This is a genomic window from Kitasatospora sp. NPDC001175 (genome assembly GCF_053598215.1).
In genome coordinates this window covers 85,148-109,241 of record NZ_JBSFJU010000027.1, presented here as the reverse complement: position 1 = coordinate 109,241, position 24,094 = coordinate 85,148, and the positions used below count along the sequence as shown (strand labels likewise).

The 24,094-nt window shown below is 72.3% G+C and carries 28 protein-coding genes and 1 pseudogene; 11 read left to right on the top strand and 18 right to left on the bottom strand.

Features of this window, described 5'->3' with window-relative positions:
- Nucleotides 1-880, top strand: an 880-nt coding sequence (locus tag ACWDAK_RS20975) for a phosphopantetheine-binding protein (RefSeq protein WP_449806485.1), incomplete at its 5' end; no start/stop codon positions are given.
- A gap of 124 nt (nucleotides 881-1,004) precedes the next feature.
- On the opposite strand, the gene ACWDAK_RS20970 is transcribed toward ACWDAK_RS20975, so the two are convergent.
- The gene (locus ACWDAK_RS20970; protein ID WP_344639609.1) at nucleotides 1,005-1,646 is read right to left on the bottom strand and encodes a MerR family transcriptional regulator; all 642 of its coding nucleotides are present in this window, start codon (nucleotides 1,644-1,646) and stop codon (nucleotides 1,005-1,007) included.
- A gap of 104 nt (nucleotides 1,647-1,750) precedes the next feature.
- Between ACWDAK_RS20970 and ACWDAK_RS20965 the strand changes: the two genes are divergently transcribed.
- Entirely contained in the window at nucleotides 1,751-2,245 is a 495-nt protein-coding gene (locus ACWDAK_RS20965) for a DUF4188 domain-containing protein (RefSeq protein ID WP_344639608.1), read from the top strand.
- Nucleotides 2,246-2,279: 34 nt separating this feature from the next.
- Here the strand turns inward: ACWDAK_RS20965 and ACWDAK_RS20960 are convergent, their stop codons facing one another.
- Both ACWDAK_RS20960 and ACWDAK_RS20955 read right to left on the bottom strand, forming a co-directional pair.
- The gene (locus ACWDAK_RS20960) at nucleotides 2,280-3,146 is read right to left on the bottom strand and encodes an alpha/beta fold hydrolase (RefSeq protein WP_344639607.1); all 867 of its coding nucleotides are present in this window, start codon (nucleotides 3,144-3,146) and stop codon (nucleotides 2,280-2,282) included.
- Between the two features lie 383 nt (nucleotides 3,147-3,529).
- Nucleotides 3,530-3,700 (bottom strand): hypothetical protein, encoded by a 171-nt coding sequence (locus ACWDAK_RS20955; protein WP_425557807.1) that lies wholly within the window; start codon nucleotides 3,698-3,700, stop codon nucleotides 3,530-3,532.
- Between the two features lie 523 nt (nucleotides 3,701-4,223).
- Here ACWDAK_RS20955 and ACWDAK_RS20950 point away from each other — a divergent pair.
- A complete protein-coding gene (locus tag ACWDAK_RS20950; RefSeq protein ID WP_344639606.1) occupies nucleotides 4,224-4,610 on the top strand; it encodes an aggregation-promoting factor C-terminal-like domain-containing protein in 387 nt (128 codons plus the stop codon).
- A 95-nt stretch (nucleotides 4,611-4,705) separates the two neighbouring features.
- Here ACWDAK_RS20950 and ACWDAK_RS20945 read toward each other — a convergent pair whose 3' ends face one another.
- Both ACWDAK_RS20945 and ACWDAK_RS20940 read right to left on the bottom strand, forming a co-directional pair.
- Nucleotides 4,706-5,602 carry a Vgb family protein gene (locus ACWDAK_RS20945; protein ID WP_427396054.1) on the bottom strand — a complete coding sequence of 299 codons (897 nt, stop codon included), beginning with the start codon at nucleotides 5,600-5,602 and terminating at the stop codon, nucleotides 4,706-4,708.
- Nucleotides 5,603-5,795: 193 nt separating this feature from the next.
- Nucleotides 5,796-6,956, bottom strand: a complete 1,161-nt coding sequence (locus ACWDAK_RS20940; RefSeq protein ID WP_427396055.1) for a Gfo/Idh/MocA family protein — start codon at nucleotides 6,954-6,956, stop codon at nucleotides 5,796-5,798.
- A 106-nt stretch (nucleotides 6,957-7,062) separates the two neighbouring features.
- Here ACWDAK_RS20940 and ACWDAK_RS20935 point away from each other — a divergent pair, with 106 nt between their 5' ends.
- Nucleotides 7,063-7,674, top strand: a complete 612-nt coding sequence (locus ACWDAK_RS20935) for a TetR/AcrR family transcriptional regulator (protein ID WP_427396056.1) — start codon at nucleotides 7,063-7,065, stop codon at nucleotides 7,672-7,674.
- 66 nt (nucleotides 7,675-7,740) lie between these two features.
- Here the strand turns inward: ACWDAK_RS20935 and ACWDAK_RS20930 are convergent, their stop codons facing one another.
- The 4 genes and pseudogenes from ACWDAK_RS20930 to ACWDAK_RS20915 all read right to left on the bottom strand — a co-directional run.
- Nucleotides 7,741-8,340, bottom strand: a complete 600-nt coding sequence (locus tag ACWDAK_RS20930) for a hypothetical protein (protein WP_427396057.1) — start codon at nucleotides 8,338-8,340, stop codon at nucleotides 7,741-7,743.
- 124 nt (nucleotides 8,341-8,464) lie between these two features.
- Entirely contained in the window at nucleotides 8,465-9,220 is a 756-nt protein-coding gene (locus tag ACWDAK_RS20925) for an acyl-CoA thioesterase (protein ID WP_344639601.1), read from the bottom strand.
- A complete protein-coding gene (locus tag ACWDAK_RS20920; protein WP_344639600.1) occupies nucleotides 9,217-9,540 on the bottom strand; it encodes a hypothetical protein in 324 nt (107 codons plus the stop codon). The genes ACWDAK_RS20925 and ACWDAK_RS20920 overlap by 4 nt, the downstream gene beginning before the upstream one ends.
- Nucleotides 9,541-10,134: 594 nt before the next feature.
- Nucleotides 10,135-10,296, bottom strand: a pseudogene (locus tag ACWDAK_RS20915) (methyltransferase); the annotation flags it as partial.
- A gap of 199 nt (nucleotides 10,297-10,495) precedes the next feature.
- On the opposite strand from ACWDAK_RS20915, the gene ACWDAK_RS20910 reads away from it, so the two are divergent.
- Complete coding sequence (locus ACWDAK_RS20910; RefSeq protein WP_427396058.1) at nucleotides 10,496-11,818, top strand: phosphodiester glycosidase family protein; 1,323 nt, start codon at nucleotides 10,496-10,498, stop codon at nucleotides 11,816-11,818.
- 7 nt (nucleotides 11,819-11,825) lie between these two features.
- On the opposite strand, the gene ACWDAK_RS20905 is transcribed toward ACWDAK_RS20910, so the two are convergent.
- Nucleotides 11,826-12,545: a Clp protease N-terminal domain-containing protein gene (locus tag ACWDAK_RS20905; RefSeq protein WP_427396059.1), complete on the bottom strand. Its 720-nt coding sequence runs from the start codon at nucleotides 12,543-12,545 to the stop codon at nucleotides 11,826-11,828.
- A 294-nt stretch (nucleotides 12,546-12,839) separates the two neighbouring features.
- Here ACWDAK_RS20905 and ACWDAK_RS20900 point away from each other — a divergent pair, with 294 nt between their 5' ends.
- Nucleotides 12,840-13,400 (top strand): DoxX family membrane protein, encoded by a 561-nt coding sequence (locus tag ACWDAK_RS20900; protein ID WP_344639597.1) that lies wholly within the window; start codon nucleotides 12,840-12,842, stop codon nucleotides 13,398-13,400.
- 33 nt (nucleotides 13,401-13,433) lie between these two features.
- Here the strand turns inward: ACWDAK_RS20900 and ACWDAK_RS20895 are convergent, their stop codons facing one another.
- Entirely contained in the window at nucleotides 13,434-15,206 is a 1,773-nt protein-coding gene (locus tag ACWDAK_RS20895) for an ABC transporter ATP-binding protein (RefSeq protein WP_344639596.1), read from the bottom strand.
- Between the two features lie 459 nt (nucleotides 15,207-15,665).
- Here ACWDAK_RS20895 and ACWDAK_RS20890 point away from each other — a divergent pair, with 459 nt between their 5' ends.
- Nucleotides 15,666-16,220 carry an RNA polymerase sigma factor gene (locus ACWDAK_RS20890; RefSeq protein WP_344639595.1) on the top strand — a complete coding sequence of 185 codons (555 nt, stop codon included), beginning with the start codon at nucleotides 15,666-15,668 and terminating at the stop codon, nucleotides 16,218-16,220.
- Nucleotides 16,213-16,941 (top strand): hypothetical protein, encoded by a 729-nt coding sequence (locus tag ACWDAK_RS20885; RefSeq protein WP_344639594.1) that lies wholly within the window; start codon nucleotides 16,213-16,215, stop codon nucleotides 16,939-16,941. Before ACWDAK_RS20890 ends, ACWDAK_RS20885 begins: the two co-directional genes overlap by 8 nt.
- 42 nt (nucleotides 16,942-16,983) lie before the next feature.
- Here the strand turns inward: ACWDAK_RS20885 and ACWDAK_RS20880 are convergent, their stop codons facing one another.
- Both ACWDAK_RS20880 and ACWDAK_RS20875 read right to left on the bottom strand, forming a co-directional pair.
- Nucleotides 16,984-17,139, bottom strand: coding sequence for a DUF6131 family protein (locus ACWDAK_RS20880; RefSeq protein ID WP_344639593.1), 156 nt, complete (start codon nucleotides 17,137-17,139; stop codon nucleotides 16,984-16,986).
- 208 nt (nucleotides 17,140-17,347) lie between these two features.
- The gene (locus tag ACWDAK_RS20875) at nucleotides 17,348-17,668 is read right to left on the bottom strand and encodes a DUF3040 domain-containing protein (RefSeq protein ID WP_344639592.1); all 321 of its coding nucleotides are present in this window, start codon (nucleotides 17,666-17,668) and stop codon (nucleotides 17,348-17,350) included.
- Between the two features lie 456 nt (nucleotides 17,669-18,124).
- Here ACWDAK_RS20875 and ACWDAK_RS20870 point away from each other — a divergent pair, with 456 nt between their 5' ends.
- The gene (locus ACWDAK_RS20870) at nucleotides 18,125-18,658 is read left to right on the top strand and encodes a ferritin-like domain-containing protein (RefSeq protein WP_427394516.1); all 534 of its coding nucleotides are present in this window, start codon (nucleotides 18,125-18,127) and stop codon (nucleotides 18,656-18,658) included.
- Nucleotides 18,659-18,732: 74 nt separating this feature from the next.
- Here the strand turns inward: ACWDAK_RS20870 and ACWDAK_RS20865 are convergent, their stop codons facing one another.
- A complete protein-coding gene (locus ACWDAK_RS20865; protein WP_344639590.1) occupies nucleotides 18,733-19,347 on the bottom strand; it encodes a CGNR zinc finger domain-containing protein in 615 nt (204 codons plus the stop codon).
- A gap of 81 nt (nucleotides 19,348-19,428) precedes the next feature.
- Between ACWDAK_RS20865 and ACWDAK_RS20860 the strand changes: the two genes are divergently transcribed.
- On the top strand, nucleotides 19,429-20,046 hold the full coding sequence (locus ACWDAK_RS20860) for an MBL fold metallo-hydrolase (protein WP_344639589.1): 618 nt from the start codon (nucleotides 19,429-19,431) through the stop codon (nucleotides 20,044-20,046).
- Nucleotides 20,047-20,093: 47 nt separating this feature from the next.
- Here the strand turns inward: ACWDAK_RS20860 and ACWDAK_RS20855 are convergent, their stop codons facing one another.
- The gene (locus tag ACWDAK_RS20855; RefSeq protein ID WP_344639588.1) at nucleotides 20,094-20,498 is read right to left on the bottom strand and encodes a YciI family protein; all 405 of its coding nucleotides are present in this window, start codon (nucleotides 20,496-20,498) and stop codon (nucleotides 20,094-20,096) included.
- 118 nt (nucleotides 20,499-20,616) lie between these two features.
- On the opposite strand from ACWDAK_RS20855, the gene ACWDAK_RS20850 reads away from it, so the two are divergent.
- The gene (locus ACWDAK_RS20850) at nucleotides 20,617-21,573 is read left to right on the top strand and encodes a LysR family transcriptional regulator (RefSeq protein ID WP_344639587.1); all 957 of its coding nucleotides are present in this window, start codon (nucleotides 20,617-20,619) and stop codon (nucleotides 21,571-21,573) included.
- Between the two features lie 100 nt (nucleotides 21,574-21,673).
- Here the strand turns inward: ACWDAK_RS20850 and ACWDAK_RS20845 are convergent, their stop codons facing one another.
- The 3 genes from ACWDAK_RS20845 to ACWDAK_RS20835 form a co-directional block, all read right to left on the bottom strand.
- The gene (locus ACWDAK_RS20845; protein WP_344639586.1) at nucleotides 21,674-21,886 is read right to left on the bottom strand and encodes a DUF4287 domain-containing protein; all 213 of its coding nucleotides are present in this window, start codon (nucleotides 21,884-21,886) and stop codon (nucleotides 21,674-21,676) included.
- Nucleotides 21,887-21,963: 77 nt separating this feature from the next.
- Entirely contained in the window at nucleotides 21,964-22,641 is a 678-nt protein-coding gene (locus tag ACWDAK_RS20840; protein WP_427394515.1) for a DUF998 domain-containing protein, read from the bottom strand.
- Between the two features lie 232 nt (nucleotides 22,642-22,873).
- On the bottom strand, nucleotides 22,874-23,989 hold the full coding sequence (locus ACWDAK_RS20835; protein WP_344639584.1) for a carboxylate-amine ligase: 1,116 nt from the start codon (nucleotides 23,987-23,989) through the stop codon (nucleotides 22,874-22,876).
- Nucleotides 23,990-24,094: the final 105 nt, after the last annotated feature.

Sequence of the window (24,094 nt, the reverse complement as noted above, 5' to 3'; positions counted from 1 at the left end):
CCACGTACGCGGCGCGGACGTCGACTGGGAGGCGTTCTTCGCCGGCACCGGCGCCCGCCGGACCGAGCTGCCCACCTACGCCTTCCAGCGCCAGCGCTACTGGCCCGAGGAGGCCGATGCCGACGCCTCGGCGGCTCAACTCGGCGCGATGGACGCCGAGTTCTGGGACCTGGTGGAACGCGAGGACATCGACGCGCTGACCGCCACCCTGGGTGTCGACGGCGACCTGCCGCTGAGCTTCGCCCTGTCCGCCATGTCCGAATGGGCCCGAGGCCGCCGCGCGGAGCAGTCGAGTGCCGCCGACGGCGAGGCGGCCCCCGAGGCGGCAGGCCCGGCCGGGCCCCCGCTGCGGGAGCGGCTGGCCCCACTTACCGAGAACGAGCGCGAGAAGACGCTGCTCGCCCTGGTCAGGACCGAGGCGGCGGCGGTGCTGGGCTACCCGGGACCGGAGGACGTCGACCCGGGGCAGGCGTTCCGCGACCTCGGCCTGGACTCGCTGACGGCCGTCCAGTTGCGCAACCGCCTGGCCGAACTCACCGGGCTCACCCTGCCGGCCTCGCTGGTCTACGACCAGCCGACGCCAGTGCTGCTGGTCTCCCACCTCCGCGGCGAGCTGGCCTCGGGCGACGCGGCGAACCCCGCCACGACCGTGCTCGACGAGCTGGACCGCCTGGAGGCCGCACTCGCGGCGAGCAGCCCGGACGGCGTCACCCGGGCCCGGATCCAGATGCGCCTGCAGGCGCTCGCCACCCGGTGGAGCGAGTCGCAGCCGCTGGCCGACTCCGCGCCCGCCGAGCCCGGTGAGGTCGTGGACGTGGAGAACCTCGACTCGGTCTCGGACGAGGAGCTGTTCGCCTTCATCGACGACAGCCTCGCCTGATCCTCGACTCCCCGGCGGCGGGCAGGGCGCGGTGGCCGAAACGGCTACCGCCCCTGCCCGCCGCCCGCTTTCCGCCGTCCGTTTCTCCGCCCTACAGACCCGGTGTCCTGATCGACCCGGTGTCCTAGAGGCCGAACCGGCGGGTGGCCTCCTGCTCCTGGGCGAGGCGGCGCAGACTCAGCAGGACGGGCTCGAACAGGACGGCCGAGGCGACGGCGGCCTCCACCTGTTCGACGGCGGTCGGGAACCGCTCCATCCGGTCCAGGTCGTGGATGGCGGTGTGCTCCATCTGCCGCGCGTACGGGGCCAGGTCGTCTGCGTCGAGCGGGTATCCGAGCCGGTTCAGCGAGGCGACCGAAGCGACCAGTTCCCGGTAGACGGGTGAGAGCGGACCGATCTCGACCGCCAGGGTCCAGCCGAGCCGGGTGAGCATCCGGTCGACCTCCTGGCGGGCCGTGATCACGGCGGGGTCGTCCTGCTCCGGCTCGGTGGCCCGGGGGAGCGCCCAGAGCGCGGCACCGAGGCGGATGGTCGGGCCGAGCGAGTCGTCGTCGACCTGGGCCAGCACCTCGCGGACGGTGGCCACCGGGATCCGCCCGACCTGGACCATCGCCCGCACCAGCCGCAGCCGGCGCAGGTGCGACTCGTCGTACTCGGCCTGCGTCGCGTTCACCCGGCGGCCCGGCGGCAGCAGGCCCTCACGCAGGTAGTACTTGATCGTGGCGATGGAGACCTGACTCCGCTCGCTCAGATCGGCCAGGCGCATCCTCTTGTGCCTCCTATTGAATAGTGCCACTATCCCACTGGTCGAGAGCTGGGCCATCCAATCACGGGCGGGCGCATCGCGTCCGTCGATCACCAGGGGGTGCCATGGTCAGCAGGCCGATACCCGGTCGTACCACCGCTGCCGCCGAGGGGGAGGTCGTCGTCTTCCTGATCGGCATGCGGATCAACCACTTCTGGGCGCCGCACCACTGGCTGCCGACCATGCTCGCGATGCCCCGGATGCTCCGCGAGCTCTCCCGGGACCCGCAGAGCGGGCTGAAGGGCTACCAACTGCTCAGCGGCTCACCGCGCACCTACCTGGTGGTCCAGTACTGGGAGTCCGAGGAGAAGCTGCTGGAGTACGCCGCTGCGCCCGACCGGCTGCACCGCAAGGCCTGGGCCATGATCAACCGCTTTGAGCGCAAGTCCCGCCGGCACGTGGGGATCTGGCACGAGACCTACATCGTCCCGCCCGGCTCCTACGAGTCGATCTACGGGGACATGCCCCCGCACGGCCTCGCCGCCGCCACCGGCGTGCTGCCGATCGAACGGCGCGGCGCCACCGCCCGGGAGCGGCTCGGTCGAACGGACCCGCGGTAGGGGCGCTGTCTCCGACCCCTCCGGATCCGGGCACCTAGCGGTTCAGCACTCTGTCGAGAAAGGCCCGGATGTGGCTGGTGACCGGCTCCAGATGGCTCTCCAGTAGGAAGTGGCCGCCGTCCAGGAGGTGGACCTCGGCGTCGGGAACGTCGTCGCTGAAGGCGATGGCCCCGGCCGGTCCGAAGATCTCGTCGTTGCGGCCCCAGACGGCGAGCAGCGGGACCTGGCTGGTCCTGAGGTACTCGTGCAGCCTCGGGTAGACCGCGAGATTGGTGATGTAGTCGCGGAACAGTCCGAGCTGGACCAGGTCGTTGCCCGGACGCTGGACGAGCGCGGCATCGCGCCACCAGGTGTCGGGGCTGACCAGACTGGGGTCGGGAACGCCGTGCAGGTACTGCCACCTGATGGCTTCGACACCGAGCGCGGGCCGGACAGCGGCCTCGGTCTGCGGATTGGGGTCCTTGGCGTAGGCCCAGACGGGCTTCCAGAAGTCCTCGACGAAACCGGCTTCGTAGCCGTTGCCGTTCTGGCTGATGATCGCGGTGATGGCATCGGGGTTGTTCAGCGCGAGCCGCCAGCCGATGGGTGCGCCGTAGTCCTGGACGTAGATCGCGTACCGGTCGGCACCGAGTTGGGCGAGCAGGCCGGCGGTCAACTCGGTCAGCGCGTCGAAGGTGTAGTCGAACTCGTCGACCCCCGGAGCGTCGGAGAAGCCGAAGCCCAGGTGGTCGGGAGCGATGACGTGGTAGCGGTCGGCGAGGGCCGGGATGAGGTGGCGGAACATGAACGAGCTGGTAGGGAAGCCGTGCAGCAGCACGACCTTGCCGGCGTCGCTCGATCCGGCTTCCCGGTAGAAGAGCTGCCGCCCCTGCACGGTGGCATAGCGATGGTGAACGGCCATCCGACCCGACCTCCTGCCCTGGGATCCCGTAGCAGTTCGCTCCATTCCGCAGGCTAGGGGAATCTCTCACCGCCAGCCAGCTGCGACCCCGGCCGTGCTCGGCCGCCGTAGCCGTGCTGCTGCCAACCGGGACCACCGGGACCAGTGGATGCGAGCTCGCCCCGCCGACGGGCTGACGGAGGTGCGTGGCACCCCCGTGCGGCGCGGGATCCGCGTCTGGAAGCGGCCACCTCACCCTGGACGGCGAGAAGAGCGGTTGCCTGCGCAGCAGGACCGGCAACACCCGGCTCGGGTCGGCGGGTGGCGGGTACTGCGGAGTCTTTGCGGCGGGCGGGACGGGTCGCAAGCCGGATGCCCCACCCCGCCCCGCCCGCGCCCCGGCCTCAGCGCAGGTCGAGCCACATGGTGACCTCGTCCCGTTCGTCGCCCGGGGCGACCCGGATCGTCCGGGGTGCCCGACCGATCTCCAAGTAACCGCACCGGCCGTAGAACTTCCCGAGGCCGTGTCCGCCGCGCAGGTTCAGCCGCAGATCGCTCGGCCCCCTGCCGATCAAGTGCGGAAACCCCCCCAAACCGGCCCGATCCGGTGAGGGTCGTCACACCGTCCGAACGTCCACGACTGCCGATAGTTGATCGCCGAAGGCGCAGCGGCCGCTCCCCCCCGGCTGCTTACCATGATCGCGCCAATTCAGGCTGGAATCGAGCCCTCCGGGTGCCTTCCGTTGGCTTTCGCCCAGGTCAGCGGGCATGTCAAAACTCTAGAAAAATGTCCGATTTGTCAGGTTTGGCGATCGAGCGGGCGGGAACAGACGGCTGATCGGCGCTCGTCAAGAACCGTCCGCCACTACGACGAGGCGTCGTATCAGGGGGTCTTGGCCCGGGCGCGACAGCTCGCTAAGAATGGCGACGTCGTCAGAGACCGCGGCTCCTGTCCCGCCGCGGAACTTCCCCCTGGCACCGAACGCAGACGCGTCGAGTGCCGCCGTGCCCCCACCCACACCTACGTGAACCCTGTCCGGTCACGTGGGCCCTTGAACGGGCGAGGACACGGCCAACCCGATTGAGGTCTCTATCTACATGCCCGCTTTCCCCGCTCGTATGCGTACCGGTGTCGCCCTGCTCGCCTCCGTCGCCGGCCTGACCGCCCTCGGCGCCGGTTTCGCCCCCGCCGCTTCCGCTGCCACCCCGCAGCAGATCGCGAAGCAGATGGTCCCTGCGAACCAGTGGGCCTCCTTCAACCAGATCATCTCCCACGAGTCCAGCTGGAAGGTGACGGCCACCAACCCGTCCTCCGGCGCTTACGGTCTGGCTCAGGCGCTGCCGGGTTACAAGATGGCCTCCGCCGGTGCCGACTGGCGGACCAACCCGCGGACCCAGATCAAGTGGGCCCTGAACTACATGAACACCCGCTACGGCAGCCCGAACGCCGCGTGGGCCTTCTGGCAGACCCACCACTGGTACTAAAAACCCGGAACGCGCACCGAAGGGGCCCTGACGGCACGCCGTCAGGGCCCCTTCGGCTCTGTAGCAGGCCCGTGTCTTCGTGCCGGACCTACGCGTCAGACCTTCAGCCGCGCGACGGCCCCCGTCTCCAGCGCGACATAGAGGGCGCCGTCCACCCCGACGGCCAGGCCGTGCGGCTCGGAACCGGGACTCGGCAGGGCGTACTCCTCGATCCGGCCGTCGGCGGTGATGGACCCGACGCTGTTGCCCGCCCACTGGGTGAACCAGCAGGTGCCCGCCGAGTCGACGGTGATCGCGTGCGGACGGGCCGAGCGGTCCGGCAGCGGGAACTCCGTGATCGCGCCGTCCAGGTCGATGTGCCCGACCTGCCCCGCGCCGATCTCCACGAACCAGAGCTTGCCGTCCGCGCCGGCGCTGAGGCCCACCGGAGCGGCCTGCGGAGTGGGCAGCGGGTGGAGTGTGACCTCCCCGTCGAGCGTGATCCGGCCGATCGCGTTCCCCTGGTTGAGGGTGAACCAGAGTGCACCGTCGGGGCCAGCGGTGATCGCCGAGGGGAAGGCGTGGTCGACGGGTAGAGGAAACTCCGTCACCTGGCCGTCCGTGGTGATCCGCCCGATCCGGTCGGCGTTGGTCAGGGTGAACCAGAGTGCGTCGTCGGCGGCGGCCGCGATCCCGAAGGGGCCGCCCTCGGCGGTGGGGACGGCGAATGAGACCGCCTGGCCGTCGGTGGTGATCCGCCCGATCCGGTGATCCCGGTACCGGGTGAACCACAGCGCACCGTCCGGACCCGGCGTGATCACCGTCGGTCCGCAGTCCGCCGAGTCCAGTGCGTACTGCTCGCACGCACCGTCAGGTGTCAGCCGTCCGATCCGCCCGGCGTGGACCAGTGTGAACCAGAGCGCACCGTCCGGGCCGACGGTGATGCCGTAGGGTCCGGCATCCGCCTCGGCGACGGGAACCTCGGTGATCACATGAGCTTCAGTTGACGGCATGCGGTGTTCCTCCCCGGTCGATCGGCCGCTCTCGGAGTCGGCCGGGTACCGAGCGTAGGCCGTGACCAGGCCGCCGCCTCGGCCGGGGCGCCCGGTGACACGCACGTGTGCTCGTGCCGCTACGCGGCCGAACCGGTCCGCCGCGAACGGCCGATGCCGGACAGGGCACGGACACTGCCGCTCCCAGCCGCCGTCATCCCTGGTCGGTACGCGCCCCGGAGGCCGCCGACTCGGCCTGTCCGTCCAGGAGTTGACGGGTTCCCGTGCCGGCGGAGCGCCTGATCGCGTCGAGCAGCCGGTGCAGCCGCAGGCCCGCTCCGAAGTCCGGGACGGTGTGCGATCCAGTCCGGATGTCGGACGCCAGTCCGGCGTACAGTCGGGCCACGTTGAAGCCCTCCGCGTCCGGGGCGACACCGGGTGCCGGATGGTACCGGTCCGGAACGGTGAGCTCCCGGTAGGTGCCCTCCGAACCATCGAACAGGCGGAGTCCACCGATCTGGATTCCGGCCGGGCCGCCTGGCCCGGTGGAGACGAGGGCCAGGTCTCCCTCGGTGCCGGAGATCTCCAGCCGGGTCCGCGCCTCGGTGGCCTTGGCGTCGTGGATGTGGGCCGAGACGACACCGCCCCCGGTGAGGGTCGCGTTGAGCATGAGGTGGTCGGGGCTGGTGGCCTCGACCGTCTCGCCGGTCTCGGCGACGGTGTAGCCGGGCCGCTGGACGGACAGTTCGGCCGAGAGAGCGCTGAAGCCGCCGAGCACGTACTGCACCGCGTCGAGGGTGTGCCCGCCCGCGACCTCCAGGAGCCCGGCGCCGTTGTCGCGGTCGAGGGTGTAGGCCGCCCAGGCGGGGATCCGCTCCCCGGCCCCCTTGCCGCGGGCGGCGTACACGGTGGCGGAGACCACCCGTCCGATCCGGCCGGTGGCGACCAGATCGCGGGCGTAGGCGATGGCCGGGGCGTAGCGCGCCTGCAGTCCGACCGCATGGTGAAGGCGCGTGTCACGAGCGGAAGTTACCAGTGCCCGCGCCTCCTCGGAGGTGCGTGCCAGCGGCCACTCGCAGTACACGTGCTTGCCCGCGGCCAGCGCGGCCTCGACCAGTCCGGCGTGCGCGGGGACCTTCACGGTGATGGCGACCAGGTCCACGTCGGGGTGCTCGGCGAGCCGCCGGGCGTCGGTGAAAGCGTGTGCGGTCCCGAACCGCTGCGCCGCCGCCCGGGCGCTCTCGGGGCGGCTGGTGCCGACCGCGGTGAGCTCGTAGTCCGGCAGTGCCAGCAGGGCCGGTATGTGCGCCCGCGCTGCCCAACCCCGGTCGGGGCTGGCGCCGATGATGCCCACTCGGATCCTCTTCGCTTCCATGCGCGTGACTCCTCGGCAACATAAATGGACAACCATTGTCCGGTTAGCTGTCCGGAGACTGTAGCTAATCGGACAGGGTTGGTCCAGTTATTGCTAGGATCGGCTCATGGAGCAACCGCGAAGTGCCGTGGACCGCCTGCTGGTCGACGAGTCCGGGCGCCGCCCGCGCGCCGATGCCCGGCGCAACGTCGAGCGCCTGGTGGCCGCGGCCCGGAACGCGGTCGCCGAGGTCGGCGTCGGAGTGTCCGCGCACGAGATCGCCCGCCGGGCGGGCGTCGGCGTGGGCACCTTCTACCGGCGGATCCCCTCGCTGGAAGTGCTGCTGGAGGCGGTGCTCGACGAGGTGCTCGACGAGATCGCGCACCTGGCCGATCAGGCGCTGGACGACCCCGACCCCTGGCACGGACTGTGCGAGTTCGCCGCGCGCTACGTGCGGCTGCGGGCCGAGAGCTGCGGCATCGGCGAAGCACTCGGCGGTGCCTGCCCGGAGACCCTCGCCGAGCGGCTGGCGGGGCTGCGGGAGCGGATCGGCCGCCTGGTGGAACGGGCCCGGACGGCCGGCGTGATCCGGGCGGACGTGACCTGGCAGGACGTGGCGTTCCTGCTGGCCGCCGCGGCGACGGGAGACCGGACACTGGGCATCCCGGCGGACGAGCGGCAGTGGGAGCGCAACCTCCGGATCGTGCTGGACGGCCTGCGCGCGACCCGCTGCCGCTAGGTATGGCGGCTCGCTCCCGATGACCGTGCGGCGGTACGCATCTGGCGGGCGGCCGAGCGCGCGGAATCAGCCGGACAGGGTCTGCCGGATCCGCTGGGGAAGGGTGTCCCACGGGCGGCAGTCGACCACCGGCAGGGCGTGCAGCCCGGCCTGCTCGGCCAGCCACCGGGAGTACCGGGCGCTGACATCCGCCCGGTGGCTCTGGACGCCGGCCCCCGGCTCGCGCTCGGCGTAGTTGGCGGTGATCTGGGCGGCGTCCTGCTCGTGGAGGAACACCGCCCGCACGCTGCGGCCCGCTGCCGCGCCCTCCCGGATCGCGCGGGAGGCGGCGGCCGGGGTGAGGTAGTCACCCTCGACCAGTGCGGGCACCTCGACCGTCAGCCGGTTGCGCACGACACCGAGCACGGCGGGCTCAAGTGCGTTCGCGGTGGCGATCTGCAGCTCCACCACCCGTGCGACGCCGAGTGCGGAGGTGTCGGGAATGCCGTCGAAGTGGTGCAGGCCGGGATGCTGCCCGGCGGTGGTGACGGTCTGGACGGCGCTGACCACGTCGTCGAACTCCACGACGAACGCCCCGGCCTCCAGGGCGAGTTGGGCGGCCGCCCGGCTCTTGCCCACCCCGGAGGCACCGCCGACCAGAAGGATGTCCCACCGTGCGCTGCTCACGGCCCGACCGTACCGCACCGCCGCGGCGCGTCCCCGGCGCCCCCGGACCGCCGGTCCGGGGGCTGGCTGCTGTTCGGCCTCCCCGAGCTCCTTCGAGTTCCCCGGGCTCCTTCGAGCCGCCCGGTTACGGGTGGGGGGTCGAGGGGCTGAGCGGTCGGTCCGCCCGCGCGGAGGGGGCGGTGGGCAGGGATCTGCCCCATGAGCTCGGCGTGTGGCCGCCGATCCGCCGGTAGTCGCGATCGCGGGCCCAGGAGCGCTGCTGGCCGTGCTCGACCTCGCGCTCACCGTGCGGACCGGCGAGCATCGAGCAGCGCGGGCGCTCGGCGGAATCGCCTGTCGCGCCGACCGCCGTCGTCTCCAACTCCCGTACGTCCAACTGACTCTGGCTGCGCTGCGGGACGATGCCGGCGGCCTGCGGAGCGGTGTCGAGCGAATCGGCGGCGACCTGGTCGGCCGTCGGCAGGTACGCGGACAGGAACCGGCGCTCCGCGTGGGTCAGCCTGCGCGAGCGGCCGGAGGCCCGGTCCCGCGCGACCACGACCGTACGAGCCGTCATGTAGATGTGCGGATCGCGGCAGACATCCACCCGGACGTGGGCGGAACTGCGTCCCAGTCGCTCCACCGTGAGCCGGACCTCCAGCGGTTCGGGCCGGTGGTGCAGCTGTTCCAGGTAATCGATCTCGTGGCGAGCGATCAGGAATCCGGCCGGGAAAAGCGATTCCCGGGCCGCTTTGGCGTGGTGGTTGAACAGATCGTGAATACCCTCCTGGATGTACGAGACCAGGCGGGCGTTGTTGATGTGGCCGTTCTCGTCGACGTCGCCCCACCGGGTGGGGCAGTGCAGGACGTGTGCGTTCGTGTCCGGGTACCCCGCGCTCACTGCTTCTTCCGCCCGGCATTGCCACTGGCCCCGGCCGGTGAGGTCAGCAGGGCCCGCCTGAGGCGGGCGTGGTACGCCGAGTGCTCGGCCGCCATCTCCCCGGCGGTCCAGCCCTCTTCGGCCGCCTCGGCCGCGGTGCGGACGACCAGCGCGTCGAGCGCGCCGTCCACGGTCCGGCAGAGCTCGGCGACAGCGGCGAACCGTTCGGGGACACCCCCGCTCCCGGCCTTGAACCTGGCAGGGAACGCCGCGAGCGCGTCCACCGCGAACTGCAGACCGTCGGGGGCAGTCGAACCAAGTCCCGGTCGGCATTTGTGCACGATGTCTCCCGAAGTGATGGATAGCTGGGACGGCCGGATCCGGCTCATTCACTGGATTCCCCCGGACCCCGCCCTTGCGGAAATTACGTTATCGCAATCCGGCACTCGGTCGGGACTTTTATGCAAGGATTGGACAGATTGCCTACTTCTGGAGTAGTGGAATAGCTGCTGAACTCGCCTTCTCATGCTCGGATCCGATACCATGATCGGCGAGTGGGATGTTTTTGCGCTTCTCTGTCCCGATGGTCTCGAACGCATTTCTCGGCTATTGGCCCCTGTTCGAAATCATCGCTTCCTGTCGCCTTGCATCGCCCCGTTCCCGAGGCTCCCACTGGACAACGCGGGTAGCCGCCCGTCGGTCGCGGCCCCGGCGAAACCGATCCGACTCGTTCAGTTCCGATCCCCTTCGCCCACCGCGAAGTCGGCATCCGGCCACCGCCGGCCGCTCGGAGGCGAGCGCATCGCACCTCCGGGGGCCGGTTCCGTCCACCTGGGGCCGACCGCCGCAGGCCGAAGCCCGCTGCCGGATCGGTGAGTTGAGACCGGGTCCGGCCGCCCCCGGGACGGCCGGACGCCCATCGGTGCGGTGTGCCTTCAGCTGCGGGCGGCAGCCGCCAGCCGCCACAGCGAGGTGACCTCGGCGGCGCGGGCCGCATGCGGCGGATCGGTGGTGTCCCGTGCACGCGGGTGCCGCGGGCGGATGTCGATCCGGTCCACCAGCCTCGGGCCCGCGGAGTCGAAGGCGGCCAGCAGCTCGCGGTGGCCGGCAGCTGCTGCGGGCCGGCCGTCCCTCGGGCAAGCCGAGGAGGCGCCGGAGCCACTGGGCAGTGGATCGATGACGCTCCGTCACACCCGTCGGACGGTTGAAACCTGCCGCGCGTCCCCCCGGGTGGAGCCGACGGTGCGGGCGTCGCGCCTATGCGTAATTCCATATGGTTTTTCGCACAGTGGCCCCATGAGGCCCGTCACCCACGCCGCTGCCGCCTACCTGGTCGTTCTGCTGAGCACGTCCATCGACCCGTTGCCGAGGCCGCCGGTCCCGGCGGCCGATCGGGCCTCCCCGCCAGCTGCCGCGAGGCCGCAGGCACCACCGGCACCCGCCGTCGCCGCCAGGCCGGCGCCCGAGGAGCCCTACACCGCCCCGGACGAGGGGCGCTTCGGCCCGTCGGAGCCGGTGGTGCCGGGTGTGGACTACCGGTCGTTCACCGTGCCGGGTTCCCACGGCGAGACGCGGGTCCATCTGCTGACGGTGGATCTGCGGCAGCCGGGGGTCCGGGCCGGGCTGCTCTTCCCGGGTGCGGTCGCCTCCGGGGCGCCGGTGTCGGGGATGGCGGCGGAGCAGGGCGCGGTTGGGGCGGTCAACGGTGACTTCTTCGACATCAGCGAGGAGCAGCACCCGGGGGTGGAGGCGACCGGCGCCACCTCGGGGCCGATGGTGCTGGACGGGCATCCACTGAAGGCCGCCGTGCCGCAGGGGCAGCGGTTCGGCTGGACGCCGCCGGAGGGGGACAGCAGTGAGGACGTGTTCGGGGTCGGCACGGACGGCCGGGCGCGAACCGCCCGGCTCGCCCTGCGCGGCCGGGTCCGTACGCCCAAGGGGGCGCTGGAGCTGCACGGGCTGAACCAATACGCCCTGCCGGTGGACTCGATCGGCGTGTTCACTCCGCAGTGGGGGGCGGCCTCGCGGGCCCGAGCGGTCTGCGGGACCGACGAGAACCGGGCGGCGCCGTGTTCGGGAGAGGTCTATGAGGTGACGGTCCGCCAGGGGAAGGTCGAGTCGGTGTCCGAGGCCCCGGGCCGGGGCGCGATCCCGGCGGACGCGGTGGTGCTGCTCGGGCGGGAGGCCGGTGCCCGGGCGCTGCGCGAGTTGGCGAACGGCACCCCTGTCACGGTGGACTACGCCTTCGAGTCCAGTACCGGGGTGCCGTTCGCCTTCGCACTCGGCGCGTACCCGCTGGTCCGCGCGCACGCGCCGCTGCCGGGGCTGGACACCGAGGTCGCGGAGCCCCGGAGCGCGGTCGGGATCGCCGCCTCGGGACGGGTGCTGCACCTGCTGTCGACCGACGGGCGGGAGAATGCCTCCAGCGGCCTGACCGTCGGTGAACTCGCCGAGCTGTTGCGTTCGTTGGGCTGCGCGGAGGCCGCCTACCTGGACGGCGGCGGATCCGCCACCCTGGTGACCCGGGACCAGGGCAGCGGCCAGGTGCGGATCCGCAACAACCTGGACCGGGGCCAGGAGCGCTCGGTGCCCAACGGGATCGGTGTGTTCGCCGGATGAGGAATGGCTACTGCGAGGGATCCGCCGGAGCGAGCTGGGCCTCGGTGGCGACCTTGGTGATGCCGAGACCGCTGAGCGGACCGGTGCCGTGCTCCAGTTCGAGCAGGGCCAGCAGGATGTGCTCCGTCCCGATGTGGCTGTACCCGGTCCGCAGGGCCTCGCGGAAGGTGAGCTCGAGCGCCTTGCGAGCCTGGCCGTCGTAGGGGATCAGGTCGGGCACCTCGTCGCGGGTCGGGGGGAGTGCGGCGGTCACGGCCAGGCGGACGGCGTCGAGAGCGATGCCCTGGGCCGTGATGGCCCGGGCGGCGGGCGTCCCGGGCTCGGCGAGCAGCCCGAGGGCGAGGTGGGCTGGGCCGATCTCGTCGTTGCCCGCCGCGTGGGCCTCGTTCTGGGCCGAGATGACGGCGTTGCGCGCCTCCTCGGTGAACCGGCTGAAGCCCTGGCTCGGGTCGAGGTCCGAGGGTTCGCCGGGGTCCTTGGGCACGAAGCGCTTCTGGGCGGCCTGCCGGGTGACGCCCATGCTCCGGCCGATGTCCGTCCAGGAGGCGCCCGAGCGCCTGGCCTGGTCGACGAAGTGGCCGATCAGGTGGTCGGCGATGTCGCCGAGGTGGTCCGCCGCGAGGACCGCGTCGGAGAGCTGGTCGAGCGCGTCGGAGTGGGTCTTCTTGATGACCTCGATCAGTTCGTCGAGGCGTACGGGAACGCTGGTGCGGATCGGATTCGCCATGTGTCAACCGTAGGTTGACGCTCTGGTGCTGTCAACCGGAAGTTGACATAGCTTCGGGGAATCCCGCCCGAGGGCTGCCGCGTAGGTGGTACAGACCTTGCCGGATCACGGCTTCCCGCCTGGCGGGGTGTTCCGTGAGACGCGCGGACGCCTCCGGTGGAGCGTTCGGTCCGGCCTGCCTGGACCTGGTCGGCGACAGCGCGAGCGGCGCCCGACCGACCCGATCTGCCGCGTCGGCGCCCCGGCGGCGGCCACCGCTCGCGGTGACGCCGGCGCGCGGGAGGAGTGCTCGCCATGAAACCGTCCGTCGAACGGCTGCGGGCCTCTCCTCGCGCCACCAGTGGCTCCGCGCACGCACCGCCGGTTTCCGCCGCCGATGCGGGCCTGCTGGTGCTCCGGCTGGCCCTGCTGCTGCTGGCCGGCCACGGTGCCCAGAAGCTCTTCGGTGCCTTCGGCGGGCGCGGTCTGAGCGCCACCGCCAAGGGCTTCGAGGAACTCGGCTACCGTCCCGGGACCCTGTTCGCCGCGCTGGGAGGCCTGTCGGAGTTCGGCGGCGGACTGGGCCTCGCCCTCGGACTGCTCACCCCGCTGGCCGCGGCCGCCGTGGTCGGGGTGATGATCAACGCGATGGCCGTCACCTCGGGCCACGGGCTGTGGTCCGACGAGGGCGGCCTGGAGTACCCGATGTGCCTGTCGCTGATCGCGATCGCGCTCGCTGGCATCGGGCCCGGGCGCCTGGCGCTGGACAGCCCGTTCCGCTGGGGCCGGGGCGGCTGGTGGGGCATGGCCACCGCCCTGGTGTTCGGCGGTGCCGGTGCCGCCGTCGTGCTGTCCCTGAAAGGGGTGACGCTCTAGAAGCCCGAACTGGGGTGACGGTCTGGAGAGGGGTCATGCTCCGGCCGCGCACCCGGTGGTCCGCCGCGGCCGGCCGTCGTACGGCAGTTCACCTGCGTCGGCGTGGCCCAGCCAGAGGATGCGGTCGGCCGTACGGGCGAACGCCCGGTCATGCGTGATCAGGACGGTGGTGCGCCCGGCCATCAGCTGCCGCAGCGGCGCGATCACCTTCTCGGCGGACCGGTCGTCCAGCCCGGCGGTGGGCTCGTCCAGCACCAGCACCGGGGTGGCGCGCAGGAAAGCCCGGGCGATCGCGATCCGCCGGCACTGCCCGCCGGAGAGCTGGAAGCCGTCGCGGCCGATCTCGGTGCGGTACCCGTCCGGCAGTTCGATGATGAAGCCGTGCGCGTCGGCGGCGCTGGCGGCCCGCTCGATCTCCGCCTGCGAGGCGCCGGGCCTGCCGTAGGCGATGTTCTCCCGGATGGTGGCGCGGAACAGCGCCGTCCGCTGGGGGAGCAGCGTGACGGCCCGGCGCACCGAACGCAGGGTCAGCTCCCTGAGGTCCTCGCCGTCCAGGCACACGGTGCCGAGGTCCGGATCCAGGAAGCGGACCAGCAGTTTGGCGAGGGTGGACTTGCCGCAGCCGCTCGGTCCCATCACCGCCAGGACCTCGCCCGGGCGGAGGTCGAAGCTGATGTCCGCCAGCAGCGGCAGACCCGGGTGGCCCGGGTAGTCGAACCCGACCTGCTCGCAGGACAGCCGCCCGGCGACCGGGCGCACGTCGCGGGCATGCGGGCGCTCACGCACTGGGCTCGGGGTGTCCAGCAGTTCCAGCAGCCGCTCGGCCGAGGCGCCGGCCGTACCGGCAACCGCGGCCAACTCCGAGAGCTGGTGGGCCGGTTCGAAGAGCTGCGCCATGAAGGCGGCGAACGCCAGCAGCCCGCCGAGGCTCAGCACACCGCGCTCCAGCTCGTACGCGCCGATGCCCACCACGGCCAGCCCGGCGAGCACTTCGAGCACATTGAGGAACGGCGGGTACAGCTCGGCGAGGCGCGCGGCGGCCAACTCGGCGTCCATCAGCGCCCGGCCCTCGCGCCGGACCCGGCCGACCTCGCGGGCCTCCTGCTCGCAGGTGCGGGCGAGTTCCGAGTTGCGCAGGCTCTCCTCGACCACCGCGCTGACCCCTCCCGCCCGGCGCTGCGCCACCCGCTCGCGCACCAGCAGCCGCCGGCCGAAGAACCGTGCCGAGGCCCAGAACAGCGGGGCGGTGCAGATCGCCACGAGCGCGAGCGGCAGGCTCAGGTACAGCGCGGCCGTCGTGAACAGCAGCAGCCCGAACAGGGCCGCCGTGCCCTCGACCAGCCCGGAGGCGACCAGCTGCTCGACGGCGACGACATCCCGGGTGAGCCGGGACACCACGTCGCCGGGCTGGCGCCGCTCCAGCGTGTCGGGCGGGAGGGTGTGCAGATGCGCCACGGCGGCGGTGCGCAGCCGCAGGACGAACCGCTCGGCGGCCCGCCGCGCGCCGTAGCCGCCCGAGAAGGTCAGCAGCGCGGCGCCGACGGCCGTGCCGAGCATGGCCGTCCCGAGCGTCCAGAAGGCCGAGAACCGCCGGGGGACCAGTACCTCGTCGATCAGGTCCTTGAACAGCCAGACCGACACCACCTCACCGAGGCTCCCCGCCACCAGTAGTACGGCGCTGACCGCCAGCCACGGCGCGTCGGGACGCACCCACGGCCAGAACCGCCGGAAGGCCACACGCGTGGGGACCGCGGGCGAGGGCGCGACCGGTCCGTCCACAGCGGACCCGGGTGCCAGGGACTCCAAGACGTCGCCTCCGTCGTGGCAGAAGGGGGGCCGACCGATCGCGGCCGGCCCCCGGAGGTGAGGGTTCCGGTGCCCTCGCTCAGTAGCGGTGGTGGTGCCGGCCATGGTGGTGCCGGCCATGGCCGTGCCGACCGTGCCGGCCGTGCCGCCCGAATCCGAATCGACTGAAGACGCTCATCCTGGGCTCCTCTCTGCCTGACGGGTACGACCGGCCGGCCACGGGGCCCGCGGCGCGCGCCGGAAGCCTCCTCCTGCCCGGCTCCGGGCGGGGCACTCCCGGCCGCCGGGCCGGTGCGAGGGGTCCCCGGCTCCCCGCTGCGGGCTCCGGCCGCCCGGCCGGTCCAAGTCGGGGCCATCAAGTACTACGCAGAACGGTGCGGGAGGGATTGCCCGGGCAATCCCTCCCGCACCGTGGTACGTAGTGTGGATATGCACCGGATAGGCGCCACCCTGGAGCGGATGCCTGACGAGGCCCTGCTGGCAGGCCTGATGACCGGCGATCCGGAGATCGCCCTGGCCTTCGTGCGCCGGTTCCAGCACAAGATCTTCGGAGTGGCGCTCGCGGTGACGGGCGACGTACAGCTGGCCGAGGACATCTCCCAGCAGACCTTCGAACGGGCCTGCCGCTACGGCCAGGTGTACGACTCGCGCCGCGGCTCCGTCCGTACCTGGCTGGCGGCCATCGCCCACAACCTGGCGGTGGACACCGTCCGCACCCGCAGGACCGTCCCGCTCGAACCCGACGAGCTGGCGCACTTCCTGGAGGCCGTCACGCGCACACCCGAACGGCAGGCGATCGCCGAGGAGACCTCGGAGGAACTGCGCGGCGCCCTCGCCGAGTTGCCGAGAGAGCAGGCCCGGGCGCTGGTGATGGCGGGAATCTACGGGATGACCGCCCAGCAGATCGCCGAGTTCGAACAGGTGCCGCTGGGCACCACGAAGACCCGGATCAGGGCGGCGATGGGGAAACTCCGAGCCTCCCTGGCGCAGCAGAGGAGGACCGGCCATGACTGAAGTCGGCGGACTCAGCTGCGCGCAACTGAGGGAGATGGGTGCGGAGCTCGCGCTCGGCGTGCTGCCCGCCACCGAGCGGGCCAACGCCATCGCCCACCTGCAGTCCTGTCCCGCCTGCCACGAGGACATCCGGGAACTGACGCTGACGGCGGACCGGCTGGTGGGCGTGATCCCGGGTAGCGAACCCCCGGTCGGTTTCGAGAGCCGGGTGCTTCGACGGCTCGGACTGTCGCCCGCACACCGGATCAGACGCCGGGTGGCCCGCTACCGGTTCGCCCTCCCCGCGGCTGCGGCTGCGGCGGCCCTCGCCTTCGGCGGCGTGGGCGGCTGGGTGATCGGCGCATCCCAGCACCCGAACCCGCCCGTGGTCAGCGTGCCAGGCGGTACGTCGGTCGGCCATTCGCTGTTCAGTGCCAAGCTGGTCGCCAGTGGGCGGACCATCGGGCGGGCACTGATCTCCACCGGCCCGTACGCCTGGTTCTACATGTCGCTGGACGCCGGTGGGACCTCGATCGCAGGCAAGATCAAGTGCCAGATCGAGCGCGGCGACGGTTCCAGCGTGACCTTCGGCCCGTTCACCGTCACCGCCGGGTACGGGCACTGGGACGGCCCGTATCCGCAGAGCTCGGCGCCGGTCACCGGCCTCCGGTTGCTCTCCGCGGACGGCTCGGTGCTGGCGGACGCCGCGTTCGTGCCGATGTATCCGCCACTGGAGACGTAGGACCGAGCGGTACGCGACGCCGCGGGCCCCGTTGTCCGAGTCCTACCAGTAGTGGCTGCGGCCGCCGACGGCGTGGCCCACCGCGCCGAGAACCCACAGGATGAGTCCGATGAACACGAGGATGACGCCGATCGACCACAGGATGGTGAGGCCGGTGACGAATCCGATGATCAGAAGGATGATTCCAAGGACGATCATGACGACCTCCCGTTGGACGACCCCCCCTCGTCCACGCTTGTGCCCGGACTCGGGAGGCGTAATCACCCGGCCGACCGCATACCCGGGCGTGTACCGTCCGCTGAGCAGCTGAGCAGCTGAGCGGCTGCGTGCGACGGACCTGCCTCGCCACCTTCGGCGGACCCGGACCGGGTGCCCATCCGGTCGCCGCGTCGGCGCCGCCGGCCGGTCACCGGCCCCGGCGTCGCTCGACGAGCCCGTGCACCCCCCGGGCCAGCAGCAGCACCACCGTGGTGGCCCAGACCAGCGCGAACACACCCAGCGCGGTAGCCGAGCGCACCTGGACACCGACCGACAACAGCCCGAACGAGCAGGCCGCCAGCAGGACCAGGACGGAGACCGGGACCCGGCACAGCGCCTGGAAGACACACCGCAGCCGACCGGGCCGCATGTTCCGCAGCCGGCGGTCCAGTCCGGTGTCGTTCCGCAGGTCCGCCTCGATCTCGGTGAGGATCTGCCGCTCCCGCGGTGACAGGCTCGGTTCGCCCATCGTCGCCACCTCCATACCAGCCGGTGACGGGTTTCTGCCTGGCTGTTGCCCGGTGGACGCCCGTTCTGACGCCGCCGCCCGGCCGGTGCGCGCGGTATCCCGGGGCCACCACCGTCGCCGCCGTCCGCAGGGTCCGAGTCCGGCGGCGGCATCGTGGGCGAGGTCCGGCCGCCGAGGGCCCGTGGGACAGCGCGACCGGCGGCGACTCGGGTAACGGCCGCCGTCCGTACGGCGCTTCCCCATTCTCGTACGCGGTCGGAACCGCAGCAGCCCGAACGCCCGTCCCGGCACCGGGCCGCCCGTGCTTGGTCCTCGAATCCACCCGCAGGGCGGGGCGCACCCCTGCCGGACCGGCCGTCGCGGCGCGGCGGCCACCGCGGACTTTCGGCGCGGCCGGAGCGGAGAGACGCTGGCAGTGAGCCGACGCCAGTGAGCAGGGCCGGAAGGGAGTACGCCATGAGCTACGGTCTAGCGCTCGACGTGGACCGGATCCGCCGCGAAGCCCTGCAGACCATGTCCGCCGGGCCGGCGACCTCCGGGCACGGACTGGACACCGAGCGGGTGGTCAGCGTTCTGAACGACGTGGTCGCGGCCGAGGTGGTCGGCTGGCTGCGCTACACCCGGCACGCGATCTCGGCGCAGGGAGCCGACCGGTCCGCGGTGCGGGCGCTGTTCGACCGGCACGCCGACCAGGAGATGCGTCACGCGGTCGCCGTCGCCGAGCGGATCAACCAGCTCGGCGCCCAGCCCAACTTCGACCCCGCCACCCTCGCCCAGCGCGCGCACACGGACTACTCCGCGCCCGACGACGGCGAACTGCGCGGAATGCTGGAGCAGAACCTGCTGGCGGCCCGGATCGTGGTCTCCACCTACCAGGAGGTCGCCGACTGGATCGGCGACCGCGACCCCGCCACCAGGCAGCTGATCGAATCCCTGCTGGCGGACGAGCAGGAGAACGCCGAGGCCCTGGCCGAGCTGCTGGCCGCCTGAACCGTCCCGGCCGCAACCGGCCGGCACGTCCGCGCATACGTGGGGGAGCAGCCGCACCCCGTGGGATACCGGCGTCAGTCGATGCCGGCGGTGCGCCGACGGGCGTAGTGGCGGGCTGCCCGCACCCGGTCGCCGCAACGCGTACTGCACCACTGGCGCCGGCCGTGGCTGCGCAGCAGCAGCCGGACACAGCCGTCGGCAGGACAGGCGGCGAGCGTCTGGGCGTCGGATCCGCACAGCAGGCCGAGGGCGTCCTCGGCCAGGCCGGACAGTGCCCTGGCCACCTGGTCGCCGCCGGTCGCGACGGCCCGGCGCCGCGGTCGGTCCTCGGACGGCCAGTCGAGCGCCGAAACCGTCGGCGCCGCGCGCAGGGCGCCATTGAGAGTGTCCACCGCCGACCGCGGGGGGTCCGTGCGGCCGATGGCGGCGGCGAGCAGAGCGCGGATCGCCTCGCGGAGCTCGCGAAGGCCGGCTGCGGCGGCCGTGTCCAGCCTCAACTCGCCCTCGTCCGTCGTGTGTTCGGCCAGCCAGCTGGTCGCGGCCTCCGGCGTGTCGAGTGCGTCGACCGGTGCGCCGCTGCGCACGGTCCTGGTGTTGACGAGGGCGAGCGCCACCGAGTGCTCCTCGCCCGGCGCCGGGGGTAGCGGGTCGGGTCGGCGGTTCGGTCCACTGGCGGAGAGCTGATCCATGTCTCTCATGTTAACCGTTGACCTTTTCCGTGAAGATCAGTTAGCTTCTCACGGCGAACGAAGACCATATCCGTGAGGAGTATGACCTTGGTATCCGCCGACGACCGATCTGCGCCCGCACCGCTGGGAGCCGCCCCCGCCGCCGGGCCGCAGGTGGGCGTCCGAGCAGCGGGAGGGCCGACCGCCGTCCTGGAACTGGGTGGCCTGCGCCTGTTGACCGACCCCACCTTCGACGCCCCCGGCGCCTACACCTCTCCGTCCGGCTCCGTGCTGACGAAGACCGCCGGCCCCGGGCTGCGGCCGAAGGAGCTGGGGCGAATCGACGCCGTGTTGCTCTCCCACGACCAGCACGCCGACAATCTCGACGAGGGGGGCCGCGCCCTGCTTCCCACCGTTCCGGTCGTCGTGACCACGCCCGACGGCGCGGCACGGCTCGGTGGCAACGCCCACCCGCTCGCCCCCTGGGCCCATGTCGACCTCCAACGCCCCGGTGGTGCAACGCCGTTGCGCGTCACCGGCGTACCGCCGGCCTGCTCCCACCATGCCGGAGCCGATAGCGCCGAGGCGGGGCGGGCAGCGTCCGCCGGACGCCCGCCCCGTCTCCGGCTGTGCCCGCGCCGTACCTCCCGGAGAGCCGGGTCCCATCCCCCACGAAGTGGCGACCGTGCAGATCCGACCCACCTCCGGAACCGACCGTGAGGTGTTCCTCCAGACTCTCACCAGCGCCGCCCCGGAACCGCCCGGGGTCAACCGATGACGGTGAGACCGGTCAGGCCCGCTGCCGCGGGGCCGTCGCCGAGCAGCGCGCTGACTCCGGTGGGGGTCACTCGGATGATGTCGTACCGGGCCACGGCGGAGGTGACGAAGGGATCGGTCCGGGTGATCTCCCGTATCTCGTCCGGATCGTCGCCCAACGCCAGGATGAAGCCACCGGTCCGGGGCTCCTGCCGGCCGGAGAGGAGGAACCTGCCCTCGCGGTAGTGGCGTTCGAGGTACTCCCGGTGAGCCGGCAGCAGCGCGTCGATCTCCGCCAGGTCCTTGAGGTAGGTCAGTGTGAGGATGAACACGGCGTTCTCCAGCCCGTAGTCGCCGGCCGCCGTCGCGGCCGTCCCGTCCGGCCCAGCGAACCGCCCCAGGCCCCGGGCGTCCATGAGTTCCGGCCGAAGGAGTGCTAGCCGCGAACGAACACCGCAGGTCATCGATGGTTCGGCGGTCGCTACGATGCTGATCGCACACACCTGTGAACGTCACCGCCAGTCCGGGGGAACCGTGGAACTGCGTCAGCTCCGCTACTTCCAGGCCGTTGCCGAGGAGGGGAACCTCACCAGGGCGGCCCAGCGGCTGTACCTCAGCGGCCCTTCCCTCAGTCAGCAGATCCGGCTGCTGGAGAAGGAACTGGGCGCCCCACTGTTCGAGCGCAGCGCGACCGGCATGACGCTGACCGCGGCCGGACTCGCCCTGCTGCCCGAGGCGAAGGCCGCACTGGATGCGGCCGAGCGCGCGCGGCGCGCGGTCGAGGCGGCCGTCCGTGCCGAACCCGTGGTCCTGACGGTCGGGGTCCCGGCGGGTGTGCCCGCAGCGCTGGTCCGGCGGGTGCGGGACGCGAGCGCCGCGCTCCGCCGGACCGGCACGGCCGCCGGCGCTGCCGCGCGGATCCGGTTCCAGGACGCCTCGACGGCCGAGCAGCTCGACCGGCTCGCCGGTGGGGACCTGGATCTCGGGCTGCTCACGGCGCCGTTCCCGACCGCGGGTCTGGGGACCATGACGGTGTGGCAGGAGCCGATGGGAGTGGTGGTGAGCCGTGCCCACCCGCTGTCCGGGCTGGACGCGGTCGGCTTCGGCGATCTGGCCGGACAGGATCTGATCTGGTTTCCCAGGGAGTCGGCCCCCGGGCACCATGACGAGGTGCTGGCGGTGTGCCGCCGCAACGGCTGGGATCCGCAGCTGCGCCCGGGTTCGGGCCACCGCTCGGTCTTCCTGACCCAGCTGACCTGCGGCGAGGAGGTCGTCGCCCTGCAGGCCGCCTCGATGGTGGACGACGACTCGGCCCTCGTCTGGCGGCCGCTGGCGGGGGACGACACCCCGAGCCTCACCCTGACCGCCGCCTGGCGTGCCGCGAACACGGATCCGGCACTGCGGGAGCTGGTCGCGGCGCTGCGACGCCACCGCCCGGCTCCGGACCGGGCCACCGGCGCCCCACGGGCCGCGTACCCGGCGAGCGGCTGAGCCACCGGGGTTCAAACCGGTGGACGCCCGACCGGCAGGCAGGGTGCCCAGGAGACGGGGCACCCGGCAGACACCGCACCGGGCCGGTGCCGGATCGGGCCTACTTTGCGCTGTCCTCGGTGAGGGTGTGGGCCACCAGGGCGTTGGCGTGGCCGTGTCCCAGTCCGTGCTCGGTCTTGAGCCAGGAGACGAGTTCCATGTGCTTGGTCAGGGGCGAGGAGCGGATGAGGTCCTTCCACTCCGCGATCGGGCGGCCGTACTTCTTCTCGATCGAAGGGAAGTAGCTCGCGGGGCCCTTCACAGGTTCAGTCATCTTCGCAGTCTGCCGTTCATCCGGTCGTAAATGATCTTGAGGTGCACCATCTCACACTGGGCGGTCCGGTGTCCGGACTACCGCGCCGCCGACTCGGCGCGCAGCCGGGTGGACACCGCGGTGAGCCATACGAGGCCGAGCCCGGCTCCCGCGGTGAAGGCCATCACGGTGGCGGCGGACCCCGCGAAACCGGCGAGTACAACCACCGGCATCAGGCGGCAGGCCACGGCCCAGCCGCGCAGCTGCCGGACGGCGAAATGCCGGGCCAGCACGACGAACGCGGCGCACAGCGAGAGGTAGCCCACCATGCCACTGAGCATGTGGACGGTGCCGTGTGCGCTGAGGGTGACGGTGGAGGAAGCCGGGGTGCCGGCGGGGAACCCGGCCCCGGGGTCGGCCCGGAACGCCGAGCAGACCAGGAACGAGGCTCCGAACACACCGATCAGTCGTGGGACCCAGGTGACGCCCGGGCCGCCGCGCAGCGCCCGGCGCATCCCGACCGCGCCCGCGACCAGCAGCGACCCGGTGAGCAGGAAGTCGACCACCTGGATCCAGCCCAGCTCGCCGAGGCTGAGCTGGCTGATGGCGTTCCGGGTGAAGTCGAAGCCGTCGCGGGTGAGGCCCTGAACCAGTCCCAGGCCGAGGAAGAGCGGGCCGCCACCGATGCCGCCGGCCAGCAGGAGCCGCGTCGTCCGCTGCGACGGGGCCGCGACGGCGGCGACGGGGGCGGGGGCGGCGGTGAGCGCGTGGGTCATGGGAGGCCTTCCTCGTTCGCCTCGCCCGGGCTTGGGCGTTGCGGTGTTGTCGCAGGTAAGACCGGAGTGCGACGGTGAAGTAATCGCCGGCCGAAGGTGATGTGGGTCACGCTTCGGCTCGCCCTGACCCGGACCGCCGCTCGGGACGGCGGTCGTCGAGGACAGCGCGCCCGTGCGCCGAACCGGTGCCGCGGGTTCACTCACCGCAGCACCGGTTCGCCCAAGAGGCCGTTCAGGGGACGGTCAGTTCCGCCAGCGCGTCCACCACGTCGAGCAGCCGCCCGCGCCGGCGGAACGCCGCGCGCTGCCGGTTCGCGCCGGTTCCCGAGGCCAGCAGCCCGGCCAGCAGTTGCTCCACCAGCGGGAGGTCGCCGCTGTCGCGGAGACCCGGCGCCGCCCGGAGCATGAGATCCTCCAGCAGGGTGCGCAGTGGCCGGGCCCGCCCGGTGAAGGGGTCCACCCCGGCTCCGTCCAGCCCGCCCCGGGCGGCCTGGAAGTGCGCTGCGCGCAGCAGCGCCCCCGAAACGTCGGGTGCGGGGACGCCTTCCCGGACCTCCGCCAGAAGGACGGTCGCCAGGCCCCGAAGCAGCAGTGCGAGCAGGACGGCGGTGTCGAGATCGGCGTTGACGTCGGCGACCCGCAGCTCCAGGGTCGGTACGTGCTCGGACGGGCGCGCGTACCAGTAGATCATCCGGCGGTCCAGCAGCAGGCCCGAGTCGACCAGGGTGTTCGCGAGCTCCTCGTACCCGGCCTCGTCGAGGATCGGTGCCGGGCCGACGGTCGGCCAGCGGTTCCACAGGATCGCCCGCCAGCTGGCGAAGCCGCTGTCCCGGCCTTCGTTGAAGGGCGAGTTGACGGCGAGCGCCTGCACTGTGGGCAGCCAGGGGCGCAGTTGGTTGGCCAGCGCGAGGGCCTGGGCTCGCGACGCCGTGCCCAGGTGGACATGGCAACCGCACACGCCGCCGCCGTTGCCGTCGGCGACCGCGCCGAACTGCTCCGCCATCCGCCGGTAGCGCGGGTTGTCGGTCACCTCAGCGGGGATGTGGCCGGGCAGAGCCGGAGTGCCGCTGGCCACCAGCAGGCAGCCCGCACTCCGAGCCACCGCCGCCACCGTCCGGCGCAGGAAGACCAGTTCGGCGCGCAACTCGTCGACGGTGCGCACCGGCGAGGTGCACACCTCGATCTGGGTGGGATAGAACTCGGCCTGCACGCGCCCGCCCAGAGTGAGCCCCGCCTCGGCGATCACCTCGGGCGCCCGTGGCACGGGCCGTCGGCTGCGCCGGTCGACCAGCAGGAACTCCTCCTCGACGCCCAGGCTCAGAAGTTCCGGTGGTGCATGGGCCGCCATCTGATCACCGGCTACGGGGTGGGGGCCGGCGGGGGAGCGAGGGCCGGGCCGGGTACGGGCGGCGGGTGTGGCCCCGGGGCCGGCTCGGGGAGCGGCTGCGGGAGA

Coding starts and splice junctions, on each gene's coding strand:
- ACWDAK_RS20910 (WP_427396058.1), top strand. CDS start 10,496: ATGAGGCCCGTCACCCACGCCGCTGCCGCCTACCTGGTCGTTCTGCTG.
- ACWDAK_RS20900 (WP_344639597.1), top strand. CDS start 12,840: ATGAAACCGTCCGTCGAACGGCTGCGGGCCTCTCCTCGCGCCACCAGT.
- ACWDAK_RS20885 (WP_344639594.1), top strand. CDS start 16,213: ATGACTGAAGTCGGCGGACTCAGCTGCGCGCAACTGAGGGAGATGGGT.
- ACWDAK_RS20870 (WP_427394516.1), top strand. CDS start 18,125: ATGAGCTACGGTCTAGCGCTCGACGTGGACCGGATCCGCCGCGAAGCC.
- ACWDAK_RS20880 (WP_344639593.1), bottom strand. CDS start 17,139: ATGATCGTCCTTGGAATCATCCTTCTGATCATCGGATTCGTCACCGGC.
- ACWDAK_RS20945 (WP_427396054.1), bottom strand. CDS start 5,602: ATGCCGTCAACTGAAGCTCATGTGATCACCGAGGTTCCCGTCGCCGAG.
- ACWDAK_RS20950 (WP_344639606.1), top strand. CDS start 4,224: ATGCCCGCTTTCCCCGCTCGTATGCGTACCGGTGTCGCCCTGCTCGCC.
- ACWDAK_RS20840 (WP_427394515.1), bottom strand. CDS start 22,641: ATGACCCACGCGCTCACCGCCGCCCCCGCCCCCGTCGCCGCCGTCGCG.
- ACWDAK_RS20860 (WP_344639589.1), top strand. CDS start 19,429: ATGACCTTGGTATCCGCCGACGACCGATCTGCGCCCGCACCGCTGGGA.
- ACWDAK_RS20875 (WP_344639592.1), bottom strand. CDS start 17,668: ATGGGCGAACCGAGCCTGTCACCGCGGGAGCGGCAGATCCTCACCGAG.
- ACWDAK_RS20960 (WP_344639607.1), bottom strand. CDS start 3,146: ATGGCCGTTCACCATCGCTATGCCACCGTGCAGGGGCGGCAGCTCTTC.
- ACWDAK_RS20855 (WP_344639588.1), bottom strand. CDS start 20,498: ATGGACGCCCGGGGCCTGGGGCGGTTCGCTGGGCCGGACGGGACGGCC.
- ACWDAK_RS20845 (WP_344639586.1), bottom strand. CDS start 21,886: ATGACTGAACCTGTGAAGGGCCCCGCGAGCTACTTCCCTTCGATCGAG.
- ACWDAK_RS20940 (WP_427396055.1), bottom strand. CDS start 6,956: ATGGAAGCGAAGAGGATCCGAGTGGGCATCATCGGCGCCAGCCCCGAC.
- ACWDAK_RS20865 (WP_344639590.1), bottom strand. CDS start 19,347: ATGGATCAGCTCTCCGCCAGTGGACCGAACCGCCGACCCGACCCGCTA.
- ACWDAK_RS20890 (WP_344639595.1), top strand. CDS start 15,666: ATGCCTGACGAGGCCCTGCTGGCAGGCCTGATGACCGGCGATCCGGAG.
- ACWDAK_RS20965 (WP_344639608.1), top strand. CDS start 1,751: ATGGTCAGCAGGCCGATACCCGGTCGTACCACCGCTGCCGCCGAGGGG.
- ACWDAK_RS20970 (WP_344639609.1), bottom strand. CDS start 1,646: ATGCGCCTGGCCGATCTGAGCGAGCGGAGTCAGGTCTCCATCGCCACG.
- ACWDAK_RS20935 (WP_427396056.1), top strand. CDS start 7,063: ATGGAGCAACCGCGAAGTGCCGTGGACCGCCTGCTGGTCGACGAGTCC.
- ACWDAK_RS20835 (WP_344639584.1), bottom strand. CDS start 23,989: ATGGCGGCCCATGCACCACCGGAACTTCTGAGCCTGGGCGTCGAGGAG.
- ACWDAK_RS20905 (WP_427396059.1), bottom strand. CDS start 12,545: ATGGCGAATCCGATCCGCACCAGCGTTCCCGTACGCCTCGACGAACTG.